This is a genomic window from Chromobacterium sp. Beijing (genome assembly GCF_021496765.1).
Lineage (GTDB): Bacteria > Pseudomonadota > Gammaproteobacteria > Burkholderiales > Chromobacteriaceae > Chromobacterium.
This window is the reverse complement of sequence record NZ_CP053750.1, coordinates 2,805,931-2,830,560: the sequence shown is the minus strand read 5'-3', so window position 1 is coordinate 2,830,560 and position 24,630 is coordinate 2,805,931. Positions and strand designations below refer to the sequence as shown.

Sequence of the window (24,630 nt, the reverse complement as noted above, 5' to 3'; positions counted from 1 at the left end):
CGCCACCGCGACGACGCCGTTTTCACCAGGCATTAGGCATCATGAAACATTGCAAACCCACACTGCTGGCCCTCGCCCTCGGTTTGACCCTGGGCGGATGCGCGCTGCCCGGACCGGTCAAGAAAATCTTCGGCCCGGCCGATCAGCCCGGAGCGGAAGAACAATTGCGCGCGGCCGAAACCGCCTTGCGGCAGAAGCCCGACGATGTGGAACGCCGCAAAAACGTCGTGGCCAAGAGCGCGGCGCTGGCGGAGGAGGCCTTGCGGGCGGCCAAGACCAAGATGGACGCCAGCGACGACGCTGCCGCGCTGGCGGAGGTGAGCCGGTTGCTGGCGCTGGCGCCGGAACATATGCGCGCCCAGCAGCTGAAACGGCAGTTGGAGCGCCGGCTGCGGCTGAAACTGGAGCTGGACGCCGCCGCCGAAATCGGCGCGCAGCGCCCGCAAGAGGCTTTGGAGCGGCTGGGCCGCATCCTGCAGGAGCAGCCCGGTTACCGGCAGGCGCAAGCCTTGCGCGACGAGCTGCAAAGCCGGGAGGCCGCCCGCCGCGACGCGCGTCCCAGCCTGGCCGAGGCGTTGCGCCAGCCGGTGACGCTGAACTTCAAGGTTCAGCCGATTTCCAGCATCTTCGACGCCATCTCGCAATTGGCCGGCATCGATTTCGTGTTCGATCCGGAAGTGCCCGTCGCCGCCCCGGCCAGCATCGTCGCCAGCCGGACCACGGCGGAAGACGCCATCAATCTGCTGCTGCGCACCCATCAGCTGGAGAAAAAAGTGCTCAGCCGGCACAGCATGCTGATTTATCCGGCGCGCTCGGAAAAAGCCAAGGAATACCGGGAGCTCATGACCCGCGCCTTCTACCTGAGCCAGGCCAACGCCAGCCAGGTGCTGGCCGCGCTGCGCCAGATCAGCTCGCCAAGAACGTGCATCTGGACGAGCGCACCAATGCGGTGATCGTGCGCGACACGCCGGAAGTGATGGCGGTGATAGAGCGGCTGGTGGCCAGCCTGGACATCGCCCAGTCCGAAGTCACCATGGACGTGCAAGTGCTGGAAGTGAACACCAACGACGTGCTCGACGTCGGCGTCGACTATCCGGCGGAACTGCGGTTTTCGGTGCTGCCGAAAGAGGGCTCGGACAGGGTGACGGTGGGCGATCTGCTGGGCCTGAACCGCGACGGCATCGGCGTCGGCGGCAGCAACGGCGGCGATCTGGGCGCGGCGATCAAACTGCTGCAAAGACAGGGCAAGACCAAGGTGCTGGCCAACCCCAAGATCCGCGTGCGCAATATGGAAAAGGCCAGCATCAAGATAGGCGAGAAAGTGCCGGTGGTCACCACCACCAACGCCAACGGCGTGGTGACGGAATCGGTCAACTACCAGGACGTCGGCCTGATCCTGCAAGTGGAGCCGCGGATCAGCCTCAGCAACGAGGTCAGCGTCAAGGTCAATATGGAAGTCAGCAATCTCAAGAGCGAAGTCAAGACCGCCGGCGGCGGCACCGTCTACCCGATGAGCACCCGCAACGCCGAAACCGTGATGACCGCGCGCGACGGCGAAACCCAGGTGCTGGCCGGCCTGGTCAAACAGCAGCACGACCGCAGCAGCAGCGGCCTGCCCGGTCTCAGCACCCTGAGCTGGCTGGGCGGCCTGTTCGGCAGCCAGAAGCGCGGCGTCGAAAACACCGAGCTGATCCTGCTGCTGACCCCGCGCATAGAACGGGCGCTGGACCTGCCGGCCGCCTCCAACAGCTATTTCCATTCCGGCACCGAAAGCCGGCTGAGCGTGGAACCGCTGCGGACCGAGGCGCAGCCGCCCGCCGCCGCGCCCGCGCGGGACACTTCCGCGCCGGCGCTGGACAGCCCGCTGGCCGCGCCCTGAGGTGCTTATGCCGCGTCAAACCGGTTTTACCCTGATCGAGACGCTGGCCGCGCTCACCCTGTTGGCGCTGTTGCTGAGCGCCAGCCTGCCGCTGAGCGAACTGGCCAGACGGCGGGCCCAGGAGGCCGAGCTGCGCCACAGCCTGCGCCAGATCCGCACGGCCATCGACGCCTACCGGCAGGCGGTGACGGACAAGAAGATAGACGCTTCTCCGGATCGGAGCGGCTATCCGCCCAGCCTCGCCAGCCTGGTGGACGGCGTGCCGGACAAGAGCGACGCCGCCGGCGGCAAGCTCTATTTTCTGCGCCGTCTGCCGGCGGATCCGATGTGCGAAAGCTGCGACGGCGCGGACCCGGCGGCGAGCTGGGACACGCGCGGCTACGACAGCTCGGCGGAAGCCTTCGCCTCCGGCGGCGACGTATACGACATCCGTTCCAAGAGCCTCAGAAAGGGCATCAATGGCATACCCTACCAACAATGGTGAAGCGGCGCGCGGCTTCACCCTGATCGAGCTGCTGGTGGTGATGAGCATCATCGGCGCGCTGATGGCCCTGATCGGCCCCAACTACTTCAAGCAGCAGGACCGCGCCCGCGAAACCGTGCTGCGCCACAATCTGGCCGCGCTGCGCCAGGCGATAGACGACTACCGCGCCGACCACGGCGCCAATCCGGCCGCCTTGCAAGAACTGGTGGCCGGCCGCTATCTGCGCGAACTGCCGCTCGATCCCATCGCCGGCCGGCGCGACGGCTGGCAAGCCAAACCGGCGGAGGAGGGCGGCGTCGGCGACGTGGCCAGCGGCGCGCCGGGAACCGGCCTGGACGGCAGCCGCTATGGCAGCTGGTAAGCAGCGCGGGCTGGCCTATCTGGGAGCGCTGACGCTGGTGCTGGCCATGAGCGCGGCCCTGGGCGCGGCGGCCGGCGCCTGGAGCCGGCAACAACAAGGCGACAAGGAGGAAGAGCTGCTGCACATCGGCCTGCAATTGCAGCGCGCCATCGCCTCCTACCATCGTTCCGGCCCCGCGCCGGCCTATCCCAAAACGCTGGAGGCCCTGCTCAAGGACGAACGCGTGCCCTTCACCCGCCGCCACCTGCGCCGCCTCTACGCCGATCCGCTCACGGGCAAGCCGGAATGGGGGCTGATCAAGGGCGCGGACGGCGGCATCGTCGGCGTGCACAGCCTGGCGGAAGGCCGGCCCTTGAAGCAGCGGGGCTTCGCCGCGGAGCTGGGCGATTTCGCAGACAAGGGCAGCTATCGGCAATGGGTGTTCCTGGCGCCGGCCGCGCCGTGAGGCCGGCGGCGGCTGGATTTATTCTAAAGGCATGATTTGCGTCTTGTTTCGGCTCAATGCATCCGGATTAATTTAGGAATTATTGAGAAAGTTAGGAGTACTCCTATAGATTCCCGGACCATGCTTCCGTAAGAATCACCCTCTTTGGCGACCGATGACAGCGGCTTTCCAACGCTTTTGCGCCCGCGGCCGCGCCGCGGCTCCGAAGGCGCGCCGCTTCCGCTCCCGCCGCGAGTCCGTCGCTTTCAACCGAAACGCATATGATGATTGTTGCTATTTTAGAAGACTGTCCGCTCCAAACCGCCAGCGTGGTCAAGCTGCTGGAACAATATGGCCATCAAGCCGTCGCCTGTGCCGACGGCGACCAGTTCGTCGCCCAATTCCGACAGCAGCGCTGCGACGCGATGCTGCTGGATTGGGAGGTGCCGGGCCGAAACGGCGTCGAGGTGCTCAAATGGGCGCGCGCCAAGCTGCCGCCGGCGCTGCCCATCCTGATGGTGACCCAGCGCGACGACGAAGAAGACATCGTATTGGCGTTGGAGCACGGCGCCGACGACTATCTGCAAAAACCGATCCGCGAGCGCGAGCTGCTGGCGCGGCTGAACGCCCAGTTTCGCAAGCAACAGCGGCTGGGCAATCCGGAGGCCTCGTTCGAGGCCGGCGGCTACACCTTCCACCCGGAAGCGCGCAGCGTCAGCTTGCCCGGCGGCAAGGCCGCCACGCTGCCGGCGCGGGAATTCGCGTTGGCCACGCTGCTGTTCCGCAACCTGGGCCGCATCCTGACCAAGGACTTTCTCAGCCAGCGCATCTGGGGCCAGGCGGACCGCAAATACGACGCCAGCCTGGCCACCTATGTCAGCAATCTGCGCTCGGCGCTGGGCTTGCGGCCGCGCAACGGCATGGTGATCTCCACCGTGTACAACTACGGTTACCGGCTGGAGCGGGTCTGAGGACCCGTTTGCAACCCGCTGCGCGTTGACTCTGGCATTGCGCGCCGACGGCCGTCTCCCGAGCCCGCATTTCCCGCATGCGCGCCCAAGGTCTTCGGCCTGTCTCGCCTTGAGCTGCTCCTTGAATGAGGCGCCGGCTTGGCTGGCCGCGTCCTTTTTTCGCGCTTGGGCCGTCTTATGAAATGGCTTTGCCAAGCGTTCCGGCGCGGACACCGGCACGACGCGCGCTTTCTGATCGCCTTCGTCCTGCTGCTGGTGGTGTTCGCCATCCCCAACCAGGACGCCTTGTTCCACTCGCTGGACCGGCTGTACTTCGAACTGCTCTCCGCCTTGCAAACCGAAGACGACGAACACGATGTCGTGCTCGTCAATGTCGACCAGGCCACGGTGCAGGCGCTGGGCCATGAGGAAGTCAACGGCAACGTGCTCTACGCCGTGCTGCTGCAAAGACTGGAGCAGGCCGACAGCGTGGCGCTGAACATGAACCTGCTGTCGCGCCGGGACGAAGGCATGCTGGCGAACGCCATCCGGCGCCACGGCCGCGTGGTGTTGGCCTTGCCGCCCGACGCCCCCGCCGCGCCGGGGCGGGACGGTCCCGAGCCCTCCGCCGTTTACGCCGCCGCGGCTGGGCTGGGGCACCGCGACCTCTTGATAGGGGACCGCAGCGTGGTCACCGGCATCGTCCCTACAAGCAACATGGCCGGAAGCTGGCGCCGCATATGGTGATGGAAGCCATCCGCGTCGCCGGCTATGAACTGCCGCCGCGGGAAAACACCCGCTGTCTGACCGCGTTCTGGCGGCGTTGCGCGCCGCAAGCCGACGGCTGGCTGCTGGTGTTGCCGGCCCACCACCGCATCCAGCAGTATTCGATGCTGGACGTGCTGACCGGCGCGGTGCCGCGGCAGGCGTTTCACAACAAGATCGTCTTTGTCGGCCATCTGGCGCTGGACCCGTTCAAGGGCCTGCGCTCCAACCGTTACCCGCTGGACCGCGAAGGCCATACCCGCAGCCAGATCCTGGCCTTGCAAACCCAGACCCTGATGAACCACGGGCCGGTCACCCTGCTGGCCGCCCCGTACAAGCTGCTGGTCAACTTCGGCCTCATGTTCGGCCTGCTGCTGGTCTGCCTGCTGGCGCCGCCGGCGCGCATGCACGGCCGCGCCTGGCTGTGGCTGGGCGGCTGCTGGCTGACGTCCACCCTCTTGCTGTTGCAAACGCAGATCTGGATTCCGGTCAGCTCGCCGCTGACAGGCGGCTTGCTGATCTACGCCGGCTGCGCCTGGCGCTGGCAGACCAAGACTCATCTCCTGCTGCGGCAGGAAATGGAGGCGATGCGGCAGAGCCTGCGCGAAGCCGGCATGGACCTGCCGCTGCGCGGCCAGGAGCCCGAGTCCGGCGCCGACGAAATCGAACGGCTGATGCGGCAGATGCGCGCCTGGCAAAACTCCTACGTCAGCGTGCTCAATATGCTGCCCTATCCGATCTTCTTCGAGCAGGGCGGCAAAATCATCCTCAGCAACCAGGCGGCGCGCAAGCTGCTGTGCGAGCAAGGCGCGCCGGAGGAGGCCGAAGCCTGGGTGCTGGGCCTGGCCGGGCGGGCGCGAGAAAAAGCGCTTCACAGCGGCAACATCGGCGTGGAGGAAGTGCGCAGCAGCCAGGGCGAACACATGTTGCTGGTCACGCCCTGTCCGGAACTGTGCGACGGCCTGTCCAGCAGTCTGATCAGCCTGGTCGACCTGCAAAGCGTCAAGGCCAGCGTGTCCGGCGACCGGCGCGTGCTGCGGCAGATGGCGCACGATCTGCGCAATCCGCTGACCACCATGCTGGCGATGATAGAACAGCGCGGCGGCGAGACCGGGCCGCGGCAGGACCAATTCTTCAACGATCTGCGCCGGCAAGTGAACTACAGCCTGCGCGTGGCGCAGGACTTCATGCGCCTCTCCCGCGCCGAGCAACTGGACCCGGCCGGCTTTCTGCCGGTGGCCTTGACCGATCTGGCCGAAGACGCGATGGACCAGATCGAGGCCGGCGCCCGCCAAAAGCGCATCGTGCTGCACGGCCCGGAGGCGATGGAAGCGCTGTGGGTGCGCGGCCATTACGACATGCTGCTGCGCGCCGTGGTCAATGTGCTGGATAACGCCGTCAAGTACTCGCCGGCCGGCAGCCACATCGTGCTGCGGCTGGCGCGCTGGGGGGACATGGCCGGCATCAGCGTGGTGGACCAGGGCATAGGCATTCCGGAACACGCCTTGCCACGGCTATTCGAGCCGTTCTATCAGGTGGATGAAGGCCGCCGCGACGGCGCCGGCCTGGGCCTGCCCTTCGTCAAGGCCGTGATGCAGGCCCACGGCGGCCGCGTCGAGGTCAAATCCAGAAGCCGGCTGGGCAGCGAATTTCTGCTGCTGGCGCCGTGGGTGGAGAGCGAGGGAGGAGAGCGCTAGGCGCGGCCGCCGGCTTGAGCTTCTGTTGAGATTGATTGGGGGCCGCACCAGGGTTTGGAACAATGCGGGCAAGCCCTTCCCAGCCGATGGCGGCTGGAGAGGGCTGTCACCCAACCCCTTAAATTAAGGTTTCAACAATGACCGCACCCCGCTCCGCAGGCAAGTTCGCCCTGCCCGCGCTGGCGCTGAGCCAGATCGCCGTCTCCCTGATGCTGCTGGCCCCGGCCGCCGCCTCCGCCCATGGCTCGATGGAAGAGCCGATCAGCCGCATTAAATATTGTCATAGCTCCGATAATCCGGAGAATCCAAAAACCCCGGGATGCCAGGCGGTCAAAGAAATTGGCAAGTCGCAAGCCATCTACGACTGGAACAGCGTGCGCCAGGGCGACGCCAGCAGTAATCACCAGCAAGTGGTGCCTAATGGCCAATTGTGCGCGGGAGGCAATGCCAAAACCTTCGGTGGCCTGGATGCGGCCGTCGACTGGCCGGCCACCACCATCCAACCGGGACCGGACGGCAAATACACGATGACCTATCATCAGACCGCCCAGCACCAGACCGCCTATTTCAAATCCTATATCAGCAATGACTCCTATGATTTCACGCGTCCGCTGCAGTGGAATGACCTGCAACTGATCGGCAATTCCGGCGCGGTGGCGCCCAGCGAAAAGACCAAGCTGGACGTCAAGATTCCGGCCGGCATGCAGGGCAAGCGCGTGATCTACAACGTATGGCAGCGCAGCGACAGCGGCGAGGCCTTCTACAGCTGTTCCGACGTGAACATCGTGGCCAACAGCGCGGACTTCAAACCGCTGGGCGCCTTGGTCTCCAGCCCGTTCGAGGCCAAGCCCGACTCCACCATCTCCCTGCGCGTTTTCGACAAGCTGCGCGGCGGGGATCTTGAAAAGCATTCGATCAAGATCGCCGCCGGTCAAACCGCGGCCAAAGACTGGACCTATGCGCTGGCCACCGCGGTCAACGCCAAATCCAGCGTGGTCAAGGTGGGCCAATTGCAAAACGGCCAAGTGGTGCCGGTCAAGAACGCCACCGGCAACACCGTGTTCGGTCTGGGCAAGGAATACAGCTTTGCCTTGGAACAATCGGATGAGGGCGGCAAGCCGCCGGTGGACGAGATCGCGCCGGGCAAGGTCACCGTCAAGGGCCAGAGCAGCGTCAACAGCGGCGATATGGTCAGCCTGTCGGCCCAAGCCGCCGCCGGCACCAACCTGAAATACCGGTGGACGGTGTCGCCCAGCATCGCCGGCCTGACGCTGAACGCCGCCACCCTCAATTTCAAGGCGCCGGAGCCTAAGCAGGACACCAGCTATAACTTCACGGTCAAAGTCAGCAATGCGCTGGGCAGCAAGAACGCCGAGCACAAGCTGGAGGTCAAGGCCAAGGATGAAGGCGGCAAGCCGCCGGTAGCCGGTGCCTGGGACGCGGCCAAGACCTATGCCCAGCCTTGCGCCAAAGTGACATATCAGGGCGAGGAATGGATGAACGGATGGTGGACCCAAGGCGAAAAGCCGGGCACGGGCGGCCAGTGGGGCGTATGGCGTCCGGTAAGCTCGACCGACATGCATGGCCAGTGCAAGGGTAAGTAATGTCCGGATGGCCGCGCGTTTCAGGCTGAGCCCCAGCTGGACGCAGGTTTAAGACCCGGTTTTGGGGTCTGCCCGGCAGGCGTAAGCCTGCCGGGCTTTTGCCGTTTGATGGCCGATATTGATTAAAAATCGCTGAACTTTAGCTTTTATTGAGAATGATTGGGCGGCGGGCAAGGGTTTGGAACAATGCGGGCAAGCCCTTCCTCGGCCGACGGCGGCCAGGGAGGGCGGCAACCCAACCCTTAAGATCAAGGTTTTAGAACATGACCGCACCTCGCACCGCCGGCAAGCTCGTCCTGCCCGTGTTGGCCCTGAGCCAGATCGCCGCCTCCCTGATGGCCGTTGTCCCGTCCACCGCCAGCGCCCATGGCTCCATGGTGAACCCGCCCAGCCGCGAATACGCCTGCGCCACCTTCGATACCCCGTGGGGCAACCCGACTTATGCCAGCTGCGGCAAGATCGCATCGCTGAGCAGCAACTGGATGTCCAATGTGCAGGGCGGCGTGAAAAGCAACCATAAAGAGAAGGTCGAAGACGGCCTGCTGTGCGCCGGCGGCAAGATCGACTGGAAAGAGCTGGATGCGGCCGATTTCAAAGGACGCGTCACCACGGTGACCCCGGACGCCCAAGGCAAGGCCGTGTTCGAATACAAGCAAACCGCAGGCCACATCTCCAGCTACTTCAAGACCTATATCAGCACAGATGACTATAAGCCGGAGCAGGGTTTGCGCTGGAGAGACCTGAAAGAGATTGGCAATAGCGGTCCCCTGCCGCGTCCAGAAAGCGGCAGCATCACCAAGCTGGAGGTGCAGATTCCGGCGGAGCTGACCGGCAAGCGCGTGGTGTACAGCGTTTGGCAGCGTGATCCGAGTGATAACGCCGAAGCCTTCTACGCCTGCTCCGACGTGGACGTGGTGGCCAACAATATCGAATGGAAGGCCAGCGGCGCGCTGGAAGGCGGCCAGGTCAACACCGGCGTCACGCTGACCTTGCGCGTATTCGATAAAGTGCGCAGCGGCGACCTGGAAAAGCACAGCATCGTGGTGCAGGCTGGTCAGGAAAAGCCGGAGCAATGGATGCATGCGTTGGCCACCAAGGTCAATCAAAGCTCCAGCGTGGTCAAGGTGGGCAAGCTGATCGGTTCGGACATCACGCCGCAATTCAGCGCCACCGAAAACCAGGTGTTTGGCCGCAATAAGCAGGTGAGTTTCGCCATCGACCAGAATAACGGAGGCACCAAGCCGCCGCCGGATGAAATCGCGCCGGGGAATGTCACGGTCAGCGGCCCGGCCAGCGTCAACAGCGGCGCCAACGTCAGCTTGTCCGCCGCGGCCGCTTCCGGCACCAATCTGAACTACCTGTGGGAAGTGACGCCCAAGATCGCCGGCCTGGCGCTCAACGCCGCCACGCTCAATTTCAAGGCGCCGGCGCTGGAGCAGGACACTGCCTACAGCTTCAAGGTCAAGGTCAGCAACAGCAAGGGCGAGAAAACCGCAGCGCATGCGCTGACGGTCAAGGCCGACGACAGCGGCCCCACGCCGCCGTTGGAGGGCGATGTCTGGAAAGAAGGCGCAAGCTACAAGGCCGGCCAGGTCGTCGTCTTCGAAGCCAAGCAATACCGCTGCTTGCAGCCGCATACCGCTTGGGAAGGCGCAGGCTGGACGCCGGCTTCGCAGCCCGCACTGTGGGCGCCGCTTTAAACTAAGCGTCTGATCCGGCCGGCGGCCGCGCGCCGCCGGCTGGAAATGACAGCCCCTTGCCTCTTGGAGCAAGGGGCTTTTTTTAACTGTTTATTGAGCAAGGCGGGCGTTCGGCCAAGCGCTACATCAAGCACCTTGTCTGTGGCGTGAGCAAATTGTCGTCGGTCATGCGCAGCTTGGGCATGGCGCCGCAAGGCGCTTGGAGACCGCCGCATGACTATTGGCGGCGGGCTGCGGCTATGGCGGACAGAGAGTTGCCCCAGTCAGTTACGGAAAGTGTGAATTTTACCGCCGTCTTGGCATGAGTTTTTTGCATTTCATCCTAAACTTTTCATCCATTTCCCAGATAAGACTTCTCGAATAATCTGATTTTCGAGAGGTCGCATAATGGTTGCAGTGGTGTCGGGCGTGGGTTTGGGCTTGCAGAACAGTTCGTTGGCGGCCTTGGGCGGGCAGGGTCAGTTGGGCGAGGCCGCCTTCGGCCGCGGCGGCGAACGGGTCTACGTCAACGCCGGCAACGGCAACCTGGTGCTGCAGCGCCGCGACGAATTCCTCGCCGGCAACGGACTGCCGATCCAGCTGGTCCGCACCTACAACAGCCAGGGGCAGGGCGGCGACGCCGGCAACTGGCGCCTGGGCTACAGCCGCCAGCTGTTCGACTTCAGCGGCGCCCCGGGCAGCGCCGGCTCGCAACTGCGCCGTCAGGCCGAGGACGGCAGCGACACCCTGTACCGCTACGACGCGGCGCGCGGCCTCTACCTGGCGCAAGGCGGCGCCGGGGCCGAAGACACCGTGCGCTGGGACGGCCAGGCCTGGATCTGGACCGACGGCGACAGCCAGAGCCAGGAGCGCTACGACAGCGCCGGCCGGCTGCAGCAAGTGCAAAGCCGCGACGGCCAGACCGTCGCGCTGGGCTACGACGGCGCCGGCCGCATCGTCAGCCTGCGCAGCGCCGACGGCGAGACGCTGTTCATCGACTACGACGCCCAGGGCCATCTGAGCCAGCTGCGCAGCGTGTACCGCGACGGCGAGCAGAACAAAACCCTGACCCGCACCCGCTACGGCTACGACGAGCAGAACCGGCTGAGCAGCGTCACCACCGACCTCAGTCCCGACGACAACAGCGTCGCCGACGGCCAGGTCTACACCACCCGCTATGTGTACGACGGCGCCAGCCAGCGGTTGGCCAGTCTGCAGCAGAGCGACGGCAGCCGGCTGGACTTCGCTTATGCGCAGGTGGACGGCGATTACCGCGTGCTCAGCGTCAGCGACGTGCGCGGCGAGCAGACGCTGACCACCACCTTCGACTACGACGCCGCGGGGCAGCGCACCGTGGTCCGCGACGCCGCCGGGCTGCGCACCGAACTGAACTACCGCGACGGCCTGCTGCAACGGGTGGCCGGCGGCGGCGTCGAGCAACGCTTCGACTACGACGGCCACGGCCGAGTCAGCGCGATCACCGACGGCCGCGGCCAAACCGCCCGTTTCGACTACGACGCCGCCGGCAACCGCGTCGGCGTGCGCGACGCGCAGAACCAGCAGACCCGACGCCGTTACAACGCCCAGAACCAGCTGCTGAGCGAAACCGTCGACGGCGCCGGCACCCGGCGCAACGTCTATGACGCCAGCGGCCTGCGGCTGCGCTTCAGCCTCAGCGCCGAAGGCCGGGTGGAAGAGCGCCGCTACGACGCCCAGGGCCGCGAAGTCAGCCGGCTGCTGTACCAGGGCGGCGTGTTCGCCGGCGCTGACGACGCCACCGGCGAAGCCGAACTGCAAGCCTGGGCGGCAAAGCAGGACCTGTCCCGCGTCGAACGCAGCGATACCGGCTACGACCTGCGCGGCCTGGTGGCCAGCACCACCCGCTACGCCACCCTGGACGCCGAGGGCAAGGGCGTGGCCGACGGCCGGCACAGCAGCGTGCGCTACGTCTACGACCCGGCGGGCAATCTGCTGCAGAAGCTGGACGGCGTCAGCGGCGCGGTGCTGGCCGACTACCTCTACGACGGCCTGAACCGCGTGGTGCGCAGCCGGGACGGCGCGGGCGTGGCCACCACCACCGTCTACCAGGACGCGCAGCGGCAGACCCGGGTCAGCCTGAGCAACGGCCTGAGCACGGTGAGCAGCTACGACGCGGCCGGCCAGTTGCTGGCCGTGGTGCAGCAAGACGCCGGCGGCCCGCTGGGCACCGCGCGCAGCGAATACAATGCGCGCCACCAGCCGGTCAGGCTGATCGACGCCAACGGCGCCGCCAGCGTCCTGCTCTACGACGAACGCGGCCGCAAGGTCGGCCAGATCGATCCTGCCGGCGACGTCACCGAATGGCGCTACAACGGCAACGACCAGATCATCGCCAGCCTGCGCTACGCGACCCGGATCGACATCGCCCGGCTGAGCGGCGACCCGGCGGCGCTGTCGCTGGCCGCGCTGCGTCCGGCGGCGAATCCGGCGGAAGACCGCATCGAACGCCGGCTATACGACAGCCTGGGCCGCCTGGTCCAGACCGTGGACGCCGAAGGCGGCGTCGAGCGCCACCAATACGACGCCGCCGGCCGGCTGACCCGCAGCACCCGCTACGCCACGCGGCTGAGCGCCGAACAACTGGCGGCGCTGGCGAGCCAGCCCGGCGAACTGGACCCGTCCGACGCCCAACTGCAGCCGGCGGCCGATCCGGCCGGCGACCGCGTCAGCCGCCGCTACTACGACCGCGACGGCCTGCTGCTGGCCAGCCTGGACGGCGAAGGCTATCTGAGCGAAACCCGCTACGACGGCGCCGGCCGCGCGATCGAAACCGTGCGCTACGCGCAGCGCGCCCGCGCCGGCGACACGCTGGAGGCCCTGCGCCCGGCCAGCGACGGCGCCGACCAACGCACGCGCAGCCTGTACGACGGCGCCGGCCGGCTGGTGGGCCGGATCGACGCCGAAGGCTACCTCGACGAAACCGTTTACGACGCCCAAGGGCGCATTGCGCAAACGATACGCTACGCCACCCGCGTCGGCGGCGGCGACACGCTGGCCGCGCTGCGCCCGGCGGCCGACCGCAACGACCGCCAAGTGCAGCGCCAATACGACGCCGCCGACCGGCTGCTGCGCGAAGAACACCGGCCGAGCGGCCTGATCGTCCGCTACCAGTACGACGCCCAAGGCCAAGTGATCGCCGTCACCCGCCAGGCCGGCGACGACGCGCGCAGCCAGCTCAAGCGCTACGACAGCCAGGGCCGGGTGACGCAAGAACTGGCCGGCGAAGGCGCCCAGGCGCTGGCCGCGCTCGGCGCCGACGCCGGCGCCCCGCAAATCGACGCCGTCTGGGCGCGCTGGGGCACCCGCCACTACTACAACGCCGGCGGCCAACGCACCGCCAGCCTGGGCCCCGACGGCCAGGGCGGCGCCGGCGCGCGCACCCTGTACTACTACGACGCCGCCGGCCGCCTCAGCCACACCCTCAACAGCCTGGGCGAAATCAGCGAAGTGCGCTACAACGCCTTCGGCGACGTCGTCGCCACCCAGCGTTACGCCACTCGGCTTGGCGCCGGCGCGCTGGCCGCGCTGAACGGCGGCAACCAAAGCGGCCTGCCCGGCGGGCTGAGCAGCGAGGCCGACCGCCTCGAAACCAGCCAATACAACCGCCTGGGCCAACGCCTCGCCGCCGGCGACCGGCTGAACACCGAACGCGAACAATGGCGCTACAACGCCTTCGGCGAAGCCGTGGCTTACCGGCAGCGGCTGGACGCCGCGCGCAGCAGCGTGCAGACCAGCGCCTACGACCGGCGCGGCCTGCTGCAAAGCCAGACCCGCGACGCCGAAGGACTGGCGCTGCGGACGGAATCCCAGTACGACGCTTTCGGCCGGCAGACCGAGCGCGTCGACGCCAACGGCCACCGCAGCCGGATCGACTACGACAAACTGGGCCGCCAGATCAGCGTCCAGGACCCGCAAGGCGGCCGTCAAAGCCACGCCTACGACGCCTTCGGCCGGGTGCTGCGCCAGATCGACGCGCTGGGCCGCACCACCACCACCGCCTACGACGAAGCCAGCGGCCGCGTCACCGTCACCCAGGCGGACGGCGTCCAGACCATCACCCAGAAGAACGGCCACGGCGACACCGTGCAACTGATCGACGGGCTGGGTCAGGCGACGACCTACCAATACAACCGCGACGGCCAAGTGCTGAGCACCACCACGCCGGCGGGAACCACCCGTAGCGGCTACGACAGCGCCGGTCATCAGATCGAGAGCGTCGACGCCAACGGCGCCCGCACCGTCTACCAATACGACGCGGCGGGCCGGGTGCTGCAACGCACCGTGGACCCGGACGGCCTGAAACTGAGCAGCCGCACCGAATACGACGCGGAGGGCCGCGTGCTGCGGCAAACCGAGCCCAACGGCCGGGTGACCGAACAGCGCTACGACGCGGCGGGCCGGCTGCACAGCCTGATCGTCGATCCGGACGGGCTCAAGCTGACGACCACCTACGGCTACGACGCCCAGGGACGGCAGATCCGGGTGACGGAAGCGGCGGGGACGGCGCAGGCGAAGACCACCGAATACGAATACGACGGCGCCGGTCGTCGGGTGCGGGAGACGGTGGACCCGGAGGGGCTGAAGCAGAGCACGGTGTACCAATACGACGGCCAGGGCAATGTGGTGTCCAAGACCGACGCGATGGGCAAAACCGCCCACTACATCTACGACGACAATGACCGCTTGCGTTACAGCCTCAATGTGCAAGGTCTGATGACGGAAACGGTATACGACGCGGCGGGGCAGGCGGTGCAAAGCCGACGCTACGCGACACCGGTATCGGTGTATGGCCTGAGCTCCATGCTGACGGCGGCTGAACTGGCGGGGCGGTTGATAACCCATGAGAAAGACCAGAGCACGCGCACGGTGTACGACGCGGCGGGCCGTCCGAGCCTGAGCATCGATGAGGCGGGCTATGTGACCGAGCGGCGTTACGACGCGGCGGGGCGGGTGACGGACACCATACGCTATGCCAAGAGCCTGGCGCAGATGGGGCTGTCGGCGGAACGCCTGCAAGACCGCGCCCAGGCCAACCTGCTGCACAACAGCCTGTTCGAAGCCTCGGCGCCGGGCAAGGTGGCGAACTGGGGCTATGGCGCGTGGAACGCTGACGCCGAAGTGGGCGGCAATCTGAACGCCGACTGGCGGATAGCGGAGGGCCTGGCCGGCGAGAACACCGTCTACTTGCACCAGACCGGTCGCCATCCGCAAGACGCTTACCAGGAACTGGTGCAAAGCGTGCCGGTGCAAGCCGGACGTCGCTACGCCTTCTCGGTGTACACCGGCGCGCATCGGGCGAATACGAGCGTGCACATCGTGTGGTTCAACGCGGCGGGTCAGGCGCTGGGCGCCACATCGGAGCAGACGGGCGCGCATCGCAGCACCCCGGCGGACAACTTGCCGGGCGGTCCGGCGCTGAAGGGTTACAAACGGACGGTGGCGGACGGCGTGGCGCCGGACGGCGCGGTGCGGGGCGTGGCGACGCTGCGCAAGACCAATACCGCGGTGGGCGAGAACGACTCCTGGCTGTTTGCGACGCGGGCGCAGTTTGAAGAACTGGCGCTGGACGCCTCGGGACCCAGCGACTGGAAGCCGGCATTGGTGGCCGATGCGGCCGACCAGCACAGCCGCAGTTTCTACGACGCAGCCGGACGACCCAGCCTCAGCGTCGACGCGCAGGGCTATGTGACCGAGCGCCGCTACGACGCGGCGGGCAATGTCACCGACACCCTACGCTATGCCAAGAACCTGGCGCAGATGGGGCTGTCGGCGGAAAGCCTGCAAGGCCGCGCCCAGGCCAACCTGCTGCGCAACAGCCTGTTCGAAGCCTCGGCGCCGGGCAAGGTGGCGAACTGGGGCTATGGCGCGTGGAACGCTGACGCCGAAGTGGGCGGCAATCTGAACGCCGACTGGCGGATAGCGGAGGGCCTGGCCGGCGAGAACACCGTCTACTTGCACCAGACCGGTCGCCATCCGCAAGACGCTTACCAGGAACTGGTGCAAAGCGTGCCGGTGCAAGCCGGACGTCGCTACGCCTTCTCGGTGTACACCGGCGCGCATCGGGCGAATACGAGCGTGCACATCGTGTGGTTCAACGTGGCGGGTCAGGCGCTGGGCGCCACATCGGAGCAGACGGGCGCGCATCGCAACACCCCGGCGGACAACTTGCCGGGCGGTCCGGCGCTGAAGGGTTACAAGCGGACGGTGGCGGACGGCGTGGCGCCGGACGGCGCGGTGCGAGGCGTGGCGACGCTGCGCAAAACCAATACCGCGGTGGGTGAGAACAACTCCTGGCTGTTTGCGACGCGGGCGCAGTTTGAAGAACTGGCGCTGGACGCCTCGGGGCCCAGCGACTGGAAGCCGGCATTGGTGACCGACGCGGCCGACCAAGTCTCCCACCAAAGCTACGACGCCGCCGGCCGCCTGATCCAGGAAACCCGCGGCGACGGCGGCAAGCTAGCCGCTACCACCCGCTATCAATTGGATGCCAAAGGCAATCGCATTGCCGAAACCGACGCGGGCGGCCACACCACCCGCCGCGACTACGACCTGCTCGGCCGGCTGATCCGCGAAACCGACGCGCTGGGCGGCGTCACCGTCACCGAATACGACGCGGCAGGCAACGCGGTCAAGATCACCGACCCGCGCGGCTATAGCGGCTACAACTATTACGACGCGCTCGGCCGCCAGACCCTGCACATCGATCCCGAAGGCTATGCCACCGCCACCGAGTACGACGCGCTCGGTCAGACCACCCGCATCACCCGCTACGCCCAACGCGTCGACACCGCCGCGCTCAAACCCGGCCTGACGCCGACCCTGATCGTCGATGCCCAGCGCGACGCGGTGACCCGGATCGAACACGATGCGCTGGGACGGCAGACCCGCATCTTCGACGCCGAAGGCGGCGTCGAGCGGATGGCTTATGATGCTTTTAACAACAAGTTGAAATACTTCAACAAACTGGGCGGTACCTATCACTACATCTACGACGCGCAGGGCCGGGTGCTCAAAGAGACCAGCCCGCTGGGCATCGTCAAACGCTTCGAATACGACGGCTTCGGCAACCGCACGCTGCAAGTGGAAGCCGAAGGCAAGCCGGAGCAGCGCACCACCCGCTATCAATACGACGCCAACAACCGGCTGATCCGCCAGACCAGCGACGCGCTGCCGGTCTACACCCTGGACGGCGGTGAAGCCACGGTCAGCCCCAGCCAAAGCTGGCGCTACGACGCCGCCGGCCGTCAGATCGAATTCACCGACGCCAACGGCAAGATCACCCGCAGCCGCTACGACGCGCTGGGGCGCAAGGTGGCGGAGCGCAACGGCGACGGCGTGTTGAGCGAATGGGACTACGACGCGGCGGGCAACGTCCTCGTCCAGCGCGTCTACGCCAGCCCGGTGAGCCTGTCGGCGGACGGCGGCGTGCCGGCGCCGGCGAATGCCGACGTTCGCGAAACCCGCTACGTCTACGACGGTAATAATCGATTGCAGAGGACGGTTGTTCCGCGTCAGACCGTTATTTATGGGGATGTGAAGAAGGATGGAGCGCCGATAGTTAGGGTTCAGGACCTTGTTACTGAACGTCAATATGATGCCAATGGAAATGTAGTGTGTGAGATTGACCCTCGGGGTAATCGGATACTGCGTTGGTATGACCTTACCGGACGCAAGTTGTTGGAGGTGGATGCCGCTGGTTACGCTGTGGCTTGGAACTACAATGCCGCCGGCAAGCCGGTGAGAGAAACGCGCTATGCCACCGCCACGGTGCCGGCTGAGGGTATTACGCTGGATGCAGCGCGTGGTCTGCTCAAACCTGGTGCTCAAGACCGTGTCAGCGAGTTTGATTATGACCGCATGGGCAGGCTGGTGGAAGAACGTCGGCTGAATGTCGATTATTACGAGCAGGCTAGTCTGGATGTTTCTAGTAAGCCCGAAGAAGACGCTATTGCGCAAACCCGTCAGACCGGCACCGTGCGTACCCTGTATCGCTACAACGCTTTAGGGTTGCTGACGCAGAAAACCGATGCCAAGGGTGCTGTCACCGACATCCGCTACGATGCGTTGGGCCGCGAAGTCCATCGCGAGGAAGCAGTATTTATCGATCAGGCTGGGCAGAGCGTAAGGCCGACCACCGATACCAGCTACAACGATTTGAGCCTGACGACCAAGATCGTCAAGGCCGGAGTGGACGGCGTATTCAGCGAAACCCATTACAGCCTGGGCGGCCGGGCAGATTGGGCGCGGGATGCCGAAGGCAATATCACGTTCTACGACTACGATGCGGTGGGCAATGTGACGCGTACCCGCCGTGAGCGCAAGGAGGCGGCGGGAGGGCAGGATGTCACCCTGTATGCCTACAATGCGGCCAAATTGCAAACGGCTAAACAGGATGTCGCGACTGGAGTGTGGCAGGAGGTGAGCTACAACGCTTGGGGGCAAATCACAGGCAAGCGGACCAGTGTTAATCGTCAAGGAGCTTGGCAGGAGTTCAGTGAATATGACACTGCAGGCCGGCTGATTTGTGGCAACGCGGGTGGTGTAACCAAACTATATGGTTACGATGCTAATGGTAATTCTACGCTGACGATTACATCAGGGCGAACTCAAGGTGACGAGTTACGAAATATGACACTGGAGCAGGTGTTGTATAAGTTGTCCCAAGTCAATAGCTCTAATTTCCAAGATGATTTGGATGCATTTCGTTTGTCAGTAAGTGACTATGATGCCCGAAATTTACATGTGACGACACGCCAGCCAAAAATGGTAAATAAGCATCAAGATTCAGTTGTTCAGGTGGAAGCTTGGACAACAGCCGAGCAGCAAACTGGGCGTGGCGATGTGGTAACAACAGACGGAGCGTTTTTTAGGGATAATACTCCTATTGTTAGTCCGATGGGAAAGTCTGATATTGCTATTGTTGGTAATGGTGTAGTTACGAGCCAAATTCTATTTGATGGATTTCAATCTTATTTGTTGGATGACAGGTTTGGGCGGGGTGAGTTTGGTCGTGCATTCAAGGCAGTTGTAACATTCGGTTTTCCTGAGAATGTTTTAATGCTTGGAGATGGGCGGTATAAATTTGATATTGTTTCAATTATTCGCCCTATGCCGAAAGAAAGATTTGTTGAAACTAAGTATGGTTATTCAGGAGGAAGTGTAAGTGTTGATATTAACTTGCCTCTTATTAATTTTGAGCAGCGTAATTATAAATTCGAGATAAACATATATAAGGAGGTGCAAGGGCAGGATGTTTTTTTGGGGAAGGTGGAGAAGTCATTTACTGGAATGGATGTTATTGGTCGTTACCTGCCTGAACCTCTCTCTTTCCCGAAATTGTCCATAAATCGATCTGAGGTTCATTTTAAAAATCAGGTCGGCGTGTCTAAAATTATTCTCCTGACTAGGAATGTATCTTCTGAGTTGGGATGGATTGTGCAGTCGATTCCGATTGTGAAAATTAATGGACATGAACAGTCATCTTGGTTTTCTTTTGATTGGTCAGGAATGAGTAGGGGGAAGTATGAGTTTTGTTATGTGTCGCTAGATGATCAGGGTAAAATATTGAATGCCCGTCAAGGTGAGATGAGTCTTGATGATAAAGGGCCTAGTATTTTGCAAAATAAATTGCCAATGAATAGTGCTTTTATGGCTGCGGGCTCAGGGGCGGGGCAGCTTGGAAGTATGAATGTTATTGGTTTAAGTGAGCGTACAAATCGTACTCTTATTCGTTTTAGAGTGCAGGGAGAAGCATGGGGGGGTGGATAGAGCGCGGAAGTCTATCGAATAATTACTCAGGTGCGTGGTTTCAATTTAATCCTGCGGATTATGGGTTAAAGATAGGTGTAAGTTACGAATATGATTTGGAGTATTTTAATGGTCAGCAATCACTTGGTCGGTTGATCGGTGGTTTTCAGTCGGGTAATCCCAGTTCTGTAACGGCTCCTGTTCGCTGGTATGAGCAGCCACAGATTGTTCATATTAAGAATCAATTGACGGACGCAATGCATGGTAAAGTGCGGTTCCGCCCGTCAGGTAGTCAATTGGATTTTAAAGAAGTTGCTCTTGTTAAAAGTGAAGGGCGAGATTTTAACTGGGATTGCGTGGATATTTCTCGCAGTTTACCATCACCAACACTCTACGATTTTGAATACCAGATATTTGATGCGGCCGGCCGTATGGTTAATCGTGCTCAAGGCTCCATTACTTTGGGTGGTGGAGCAGTGACTCTGGATCGAGGTAGTGTTGTTGGTTTAGCTTTGCCTATGTATGTTTCTTTTTCTCCAGAGGAGACTGCGGCAACCCAAATGGAGTTGCAATACCGAACAAAAGGAGGAGGATCCTGGCAAGAAGTTAAATTAAATAGGCAGAGAAATGGGGGGTTTGCATTAAATGTTGATACTCTACCTATTGGTGATTACGAATATCGTTATCAGTTGAAGGACATCAATGGGATCTATCTACAGGAGAGTGATGGTAGCACCTTGTTAGCCAAGGGGTTTATGCGGCGAGGTGCAAATGGTGAAGATGTTTATACTGGACGTTTGCGGTGGGTATTGCTGGGAGTGACCAATAGTGAGGCCACCATCACGCGCCGCCAAGTCTACAACGCCTTCGGCGAAGTGATTAGCGAAACCGATGGTGCCGGCAATAGCATTCGCACTGAATACAATACGGCCGGCAAGCTGGTCGCCAAGCGCGAAGCTGCGCTCAAGTTGCGCGACGACAACGGCGGTGTGCTGAAGAATATCGACGGCAGCGACAAACTGGGCGACGAAGCTATTACGCGTTACGGCTATGACGCGGTGGGAAATCTGGTGTCCAGCATAGACGCCAATGGGCATGAAAACCGCCAGCGTTGGCTGGCAGGCAGCCAGGAGGGGCAGGGCAAGGTACTGCGTGAACGCCATGCAGATGGCAGCAGCAAGGAAATGGCTTACGACAGCCTGGGCAATCTGCGCATCGTTACAGTCAATGGACAGCGCCAACAAGATTATCAATACGACAAGCTTGGCCGCCTCAAGCGGCTGGACCGCGCTCAGCGGGTGGACGGCAGCCGCGGTTATGACGAGTACGACTATGACGGTGCTGGACAGCGAATTGCCCACCGTACAAGCGACGGCAAGACGGTGTTTGCGGAGGCGACGCGTTACGATAGCTTGGGCCGGGTGTTGGAAACGGTCAGTGCGGCCTCTCGCCATACCACTTACAGCTATGCCTGGGATGCTCAGTTGAAGGGTGCCGGCGGCATTGTGGTGGGCGGTTGGCGAACCACTACCACCAACGCCAACAATATGACCATGCAGGATGCGGTGGATTTGTTCGGCCTCAAGAGCGAACACCGTGATCTGGGCGGCCGGGTGACTCAGTACCAGTACAACAATGCGGGCCAGTTGATTCGCCAACAGAGCGATAAAGGCCAGAATATCCTGTACACCTACTATGGCAATGGCAATCTGCAGGGCATGGAGGATAGGGCTGCTAATCGTTTTACGCTGTATGGCTACGACAACGACGGCCGTAAAAACTATGAGGCTTACGCCAGCGGTCCGGACCGCGACCACCTGACGTTCTACCAACAGTCCGTTATGCGCTACGACGAACGTGGCCGGGTGATCGAAATCAAGGATCCTCGTTTCCTCAGCCGCTATCAGTACGATGCGGTGGGCAACCGTCAGCGCGTCTACAGCGAATATCAGGATGGCAAGGATGGCAGCAAGCAAGTGCAGGACAACTGGTACGCCTATGATGCGATGAACCGTTTCACCGTAACCCAGGGCAGCCGTGACGCCTCCGGCAATATTGTGGCGGGCAGCCGCGGTATCCGGATCGAGTACGATGGCTTCGGGCAACGGGCCAAGGCGAGCAATGGCGGCGATGGCACGGTGGAAACGTACAGTTACACCGCAGACGGTTTTCTGACGGATACCCAGATCAACGGCAAGCTGGCGTATCGGCGCAGCAATGACTTGTTGGGCCGGGTGACCGATGCGGAAAGCTTTAGCTGGGATGGCCAGGCCAAGGCCCGCAAGACGAATACGGACTACGACGCGGACAACAAAATGCTGCGGCAGGTGGTGGACGGTAAAGCGACCAAATACGGCTTGATGGCAGACGGAACCTTGAAATCCACTCAGCAAGAGGACACCACCACAGTCACCACCTATTACGAGTACGAATGGTGGGATGAGGCCAAGCAATCCAAGATTACCGCTCAACCGTACAACAAAGATGCGCCGGATTGGCGGCCTGGGATCTCGCATTTGACCTACGATGTCAACGGTCACCTGAAAGAGGCTATCGACGAACAGGGTCAGCGCAGCCTGCGTTACATCAACGATGCCCAAGGGGTGGTGATTCGACGCGAGGAACTGGATAAGCAAAGCGTTTACAAGCGCCAAGACTATTACTACGTTGACGGCAAGCAAGTGGGCGCGGTGGGCAATGATGGCCCAAGCCGCATGGACTTTGCGCAAGCATTGGCCCAAGGCCAACTGGGCGGCAAGAAAGACCAGTACCGCTTTGGCGTTGCGGTGAGCAGCGCCGACTTTGATCAGAACTACGAACCGATTGCCCCCAATTATCCGGGACAGGCCCCAAGCACGGTAACCGTGCGTGGTGGTGATACGCTGCAGAGTTTGGCTGCAGGGCTGTGGGGCGACAAGTCACTGTGGTATTTGCTGGCCGACGCCAATGGTCTGACCGGCAGTGAGACCTTGGCTGCAGGTCAGGCGCTGCGGGTGCCGAATAAAGTCACCAACCTTCACAACAGCAGCGGCACCTACCGAGTGTATAGCCCGGGTGAGGCGATTGGCGATGTGACCCCGACGCTGCCGGATCCGCCGCCGCCGCCGCAACAGGGTGGAGGCGGTTGTGGCGGGGTTGGGGCCATCTTTGTTGCAGTTGTTGCGGTCGTCGCGGTGGTGATGACGGCTGGCGCGGCAGCTGTGGCGATGGGAATGGTGACTACGGCCACCGGTAGCGCATTGACTTTGGGTGCTGCTAGCCTAGCTCAGATTGCTGCTGCTGGCGCAGCGACCTTAGCCGGTGGTATCGCCGGCGGAGCTGGTCTCGCGGCGGCCGCGATAGGTGGTGCAGTAGGCTCCATCGTTAGCCAGGGTGTGGCGATGGCAATGGGGATGCAGGACCGCTTCTCCTGGGGGCAGGTGGGGCTGTCGGCGTTCTCGGCGGCGGCGACCGCCGGCTTGGCGGGCGCGTCCAACACCTCCTCGTTGTCGGCCTTTGCCGGCAAGGGGCTGGGCGAGACGGTGGCGCGGACGATGGCGGTCAACGCGATGACCCAGGGCGTGGGCATGGCCACCGGGCTGCAAAAGTCCTTCAACTGGACCTCGGTGGCGGCCAGCGGCGCGGCGGCCGGGGCCAGCAGCTGGATGGGCGACAGCCTGGGCTGGAACAGTTCGGATCCGGTGGCCGGCGTAGGTTACGGCACGCTGCGAGGTCTGGTGTCGGGCGGAATCCAATCGCAACTGACCGGCCAGCGTCCGAACTGGAGCGCGATCGCGGCGGAATCGTTTGGCAGCGCGCTAGGAGACCAGGTGGTGAGCGGCATCCAAAATCAGGATAGGGCACGGCAACAGCAGAAGGCGGCGTTTGCCAAACAGGTACGCGACTGGGGCTTTAGCGGCCGGGCGGAAGCCCTGGAGCCAGCTTGGCTCAGCCTGGATTCATTGAGCAACGAGGCTGCTTATGCTGTGGTAGACGACGAGCCGATGGCGCAACGCGCGACAGCGGCCAAGGCCCAAGCGCCAAGCAAGTCGCGACAGAGGCTGCCTGCGGGTAAAGATGAAATGGTGATCTCTATTGTAGGTGGGGGTAATTATCCAGGAGATGCTGAGTATGATCCATCGAGAGTCCAGGCCTCTCGTACTGAATTGCAAGGTATGTTCAATCCGAAAGAATTTAGTTGGAACTATCTATTAGGCCAAATGCATGGCGTGGCGAAATTTGCTTTGAATAGCGTGGATGGTTTGGCTCGGACTACTGCGGACAGCTTGTATCAGCTGGGTGATATCGTTAGCCTTGGTATGGGTCATGATAGCTCAATTGCCCAAGGGGTATGGGCACGGCAGAATGTGCGAGGACAAGCCATCACTTCTTTGTTGAGTGACCCGGTCGCATCAGCGTTGGGGTTCGTCGATTCGTTGAATAATCGTCGTCAGCAGGCTGATGTTTTGGAGAACATGGGGCGGGATTTTGAAGCGGGCTCCATGCGTGCGCAACTGGGGTTGGATGTAGGAACGATGTTTTTCGGGGGTTCGGTTCGGAAGGTATTGGGAGCTGAGGGAAGGGTAGCTGTACGTACGGGCCTATCTTTCGAAACAAAGGTGCTTCAAAAGGGTGAGATGCTCGAAGTTGAGTTGTTGTCACGTCAAAAGTTTGATAGGGCAACAGGGGCTGTAGTTGATAATAGATTTTCACGTAGTAATTTATTGGCTAACTTCCAAGATGGGAATATGCATATAAATTGGTATGAAACTTCTGTGGCAGGGAAAGGGGTTGGAACAGAAATGATCTCCAGAGCTATTGAGCTAGTCGGGCCGGGTCGAGTTTCTTCTGTTTCTGCTGAGCTTGGGTTGACGAATCGAGCAGTATTTGAAAGCTCTTTGAAAGCAGGGGCTTCATCTGCGGCGGTGTGGCAGACCCCGCTAGGTAAATCAATGCATTCGTTGGGGTATGTGAATGTTGAGGTTAATTATCCTTACCAAGTGAAATTTACTAAATAGAGAA

Annotated in this window: 12 protein-coding genes; all 12 read left to right on the top strand. The window is 62.6% G+C overall.

All coding sequences use genetic code 11. The features are described from left to right. The first annotated feature begins 41 nt into the window (after positions 1-41). The 12 genes from HQN78_RS25870 to HQN78_RS13020 all read left to right on the top strand — a co-directional run bounded on the left by HQN78_RS25870 (position 42) and on the right by HQN78_RS13020 (position 24,626). Complete coding sequence (locus HQN78_RS25870) at positions 42-953, top strand: STN domain-containing protein (protein ID WP_370646539.1); 912 nt, start codon at positions 42-44, stop codon at positions 951-953. Beyond that, complete coding sequence (locus HQN78_RS25865) at positions 923-1,879, top strand: type II secretion system protein GspD (protein ID WP_370646538.1); 957 nt, start codon at positions 923-925, stop codon at positions 1,877-1,879. The genes HQN78_RS25870 and HQN78_RS25865 overlap by 31 nt, the downstream gene beginning before the upstream one ends. Before the next feature lie 7 nt (positions 1,880-1,886). Next, positions 1,887-2,363 (top strand): type II secretion system protein, encoded by a 477-nt coding sequence (locus HQN78_RS13065; RefSeq protein ID WP_107798285.1) that lies wholly within the window; start codon positions 1,887-1,889, stop codon positions 2,361-2,363. Beyond that, complete coding sequence (locus HQN78_RS13060) at positions 2,338-2,724, top strand: type II secretion system protein (RefSeq protein WP_107798286.1); 387 nt, start codon at positions 2,338-2,340, stop codon at positions 2,722-2,724. The genes HQN78_RS13065 and HQN78_RS13060 overlap by 26 nt, the downstream gene beginning before the upstream one ends. Next, complete coding sequence (locus HQN78_RS13055; RefSeq protein WP_235084219.1) at positions 2,711-3,169, top strand: type II secretion system protein; 459 nt, start codon at positions 2,711-2,713, stop codon at positions 3,167-3,169. Before HQN78_RS13060 ends, HQN78_RS13055 begins: the two co-directional genes overlap by 14 nt. 260 nt (positions 3,170-3,429) lie before the next feature. Continuing rightward, positions 3,430-4,119, top strand: coding sequence for a response regulator transcription factor (locus HQN78_RS13050; RefSeq protein ID WP_199225803.1), 690 nt, complete (start codon positions 3,430-3,432; stop codon positions 4,117-4,119). A gap of 177 nt (positions 4,120-4,296) precedes the next feature. Next, the gene (locus HQN78_RS13045; protein WP_235084218.1) at positions 4,297-4,845 is read left to right on the top strand and encodes a CHASE2 domain-containing protein; all 549 of its coding nucleotides are present in this window, start codon (positions 4,297-4,299) and stop codon (positions 4,843-4,845) included. Beyond that, on the top strand, positions 4,839-6,560 hold the full coding sequence (locus HQN78_RS13040; protein WP_235084217.1) for a HAMP domain-containing sensor histidine kinase: 1,722 nt from the start codon (positions 4,839-4,841) through the stop codon (positions 6,558-6,560). Before HQN78_RS13045 ends, HQN78_RS13040 begins: the two co-directional genes overlap by 7 nt. 137 nt (positions 6,561-6,697) lie before the next feature. Beyond that, a complete protein-coding gene (locus tag HQN78_RS13035) occupies positions 6,698-8,164 on the top strand; it encodes a lytic polysaccharide monooxygenase (RefSeq protein WP_235084216.1) in 1,467 nt (488 codons plus the stop codon). A 263-nt stretch (positions 8,165-8,427) separates the two neighbouring features. Further along, positions 8,428-9,864: a lytic polysaccharide monooxygenase gene (locus HQN78_RS13030; protein WP_235084215.1), complete on the top strand. Its 1,437-nt coding sequence runs from the start codon at positions 8,428-8,430 to the stop codon at positions 9,862-9,864. Positions 9,865-10,251: 387 nt separating this feature from the next. After that, positions 10,252-19,650 carry a hypothetical protein gene (locus tag HQN78_RS13025; RefSeq protein ID WP_235084214.1) on the top strand — a complete coding sequence of 3,133 codons (9,399 nt, stop codon included), beginning with the start codon at positions 10,252-10,254 and terminating at the stop codon, positions 19,648-19,650. Further along, complete coding sequence (locus tag HQN78_RS13020) at positions 19,635-24,626, top strand: LysM peptidoglycan-binding domain-containing protein (RefSeq protein WP_235084213.1); 4,992 nt, start codon at positions 19,635-19,637, stop codon at positions 24,624-24,626. The genes HQN78_RS13025 and HQN78_RS13020 overlap by 16 nt, the downstream gene beginning before the upstream one ends. Positions 24,627-24,630 lie beyond the last annotated feature (4 nt).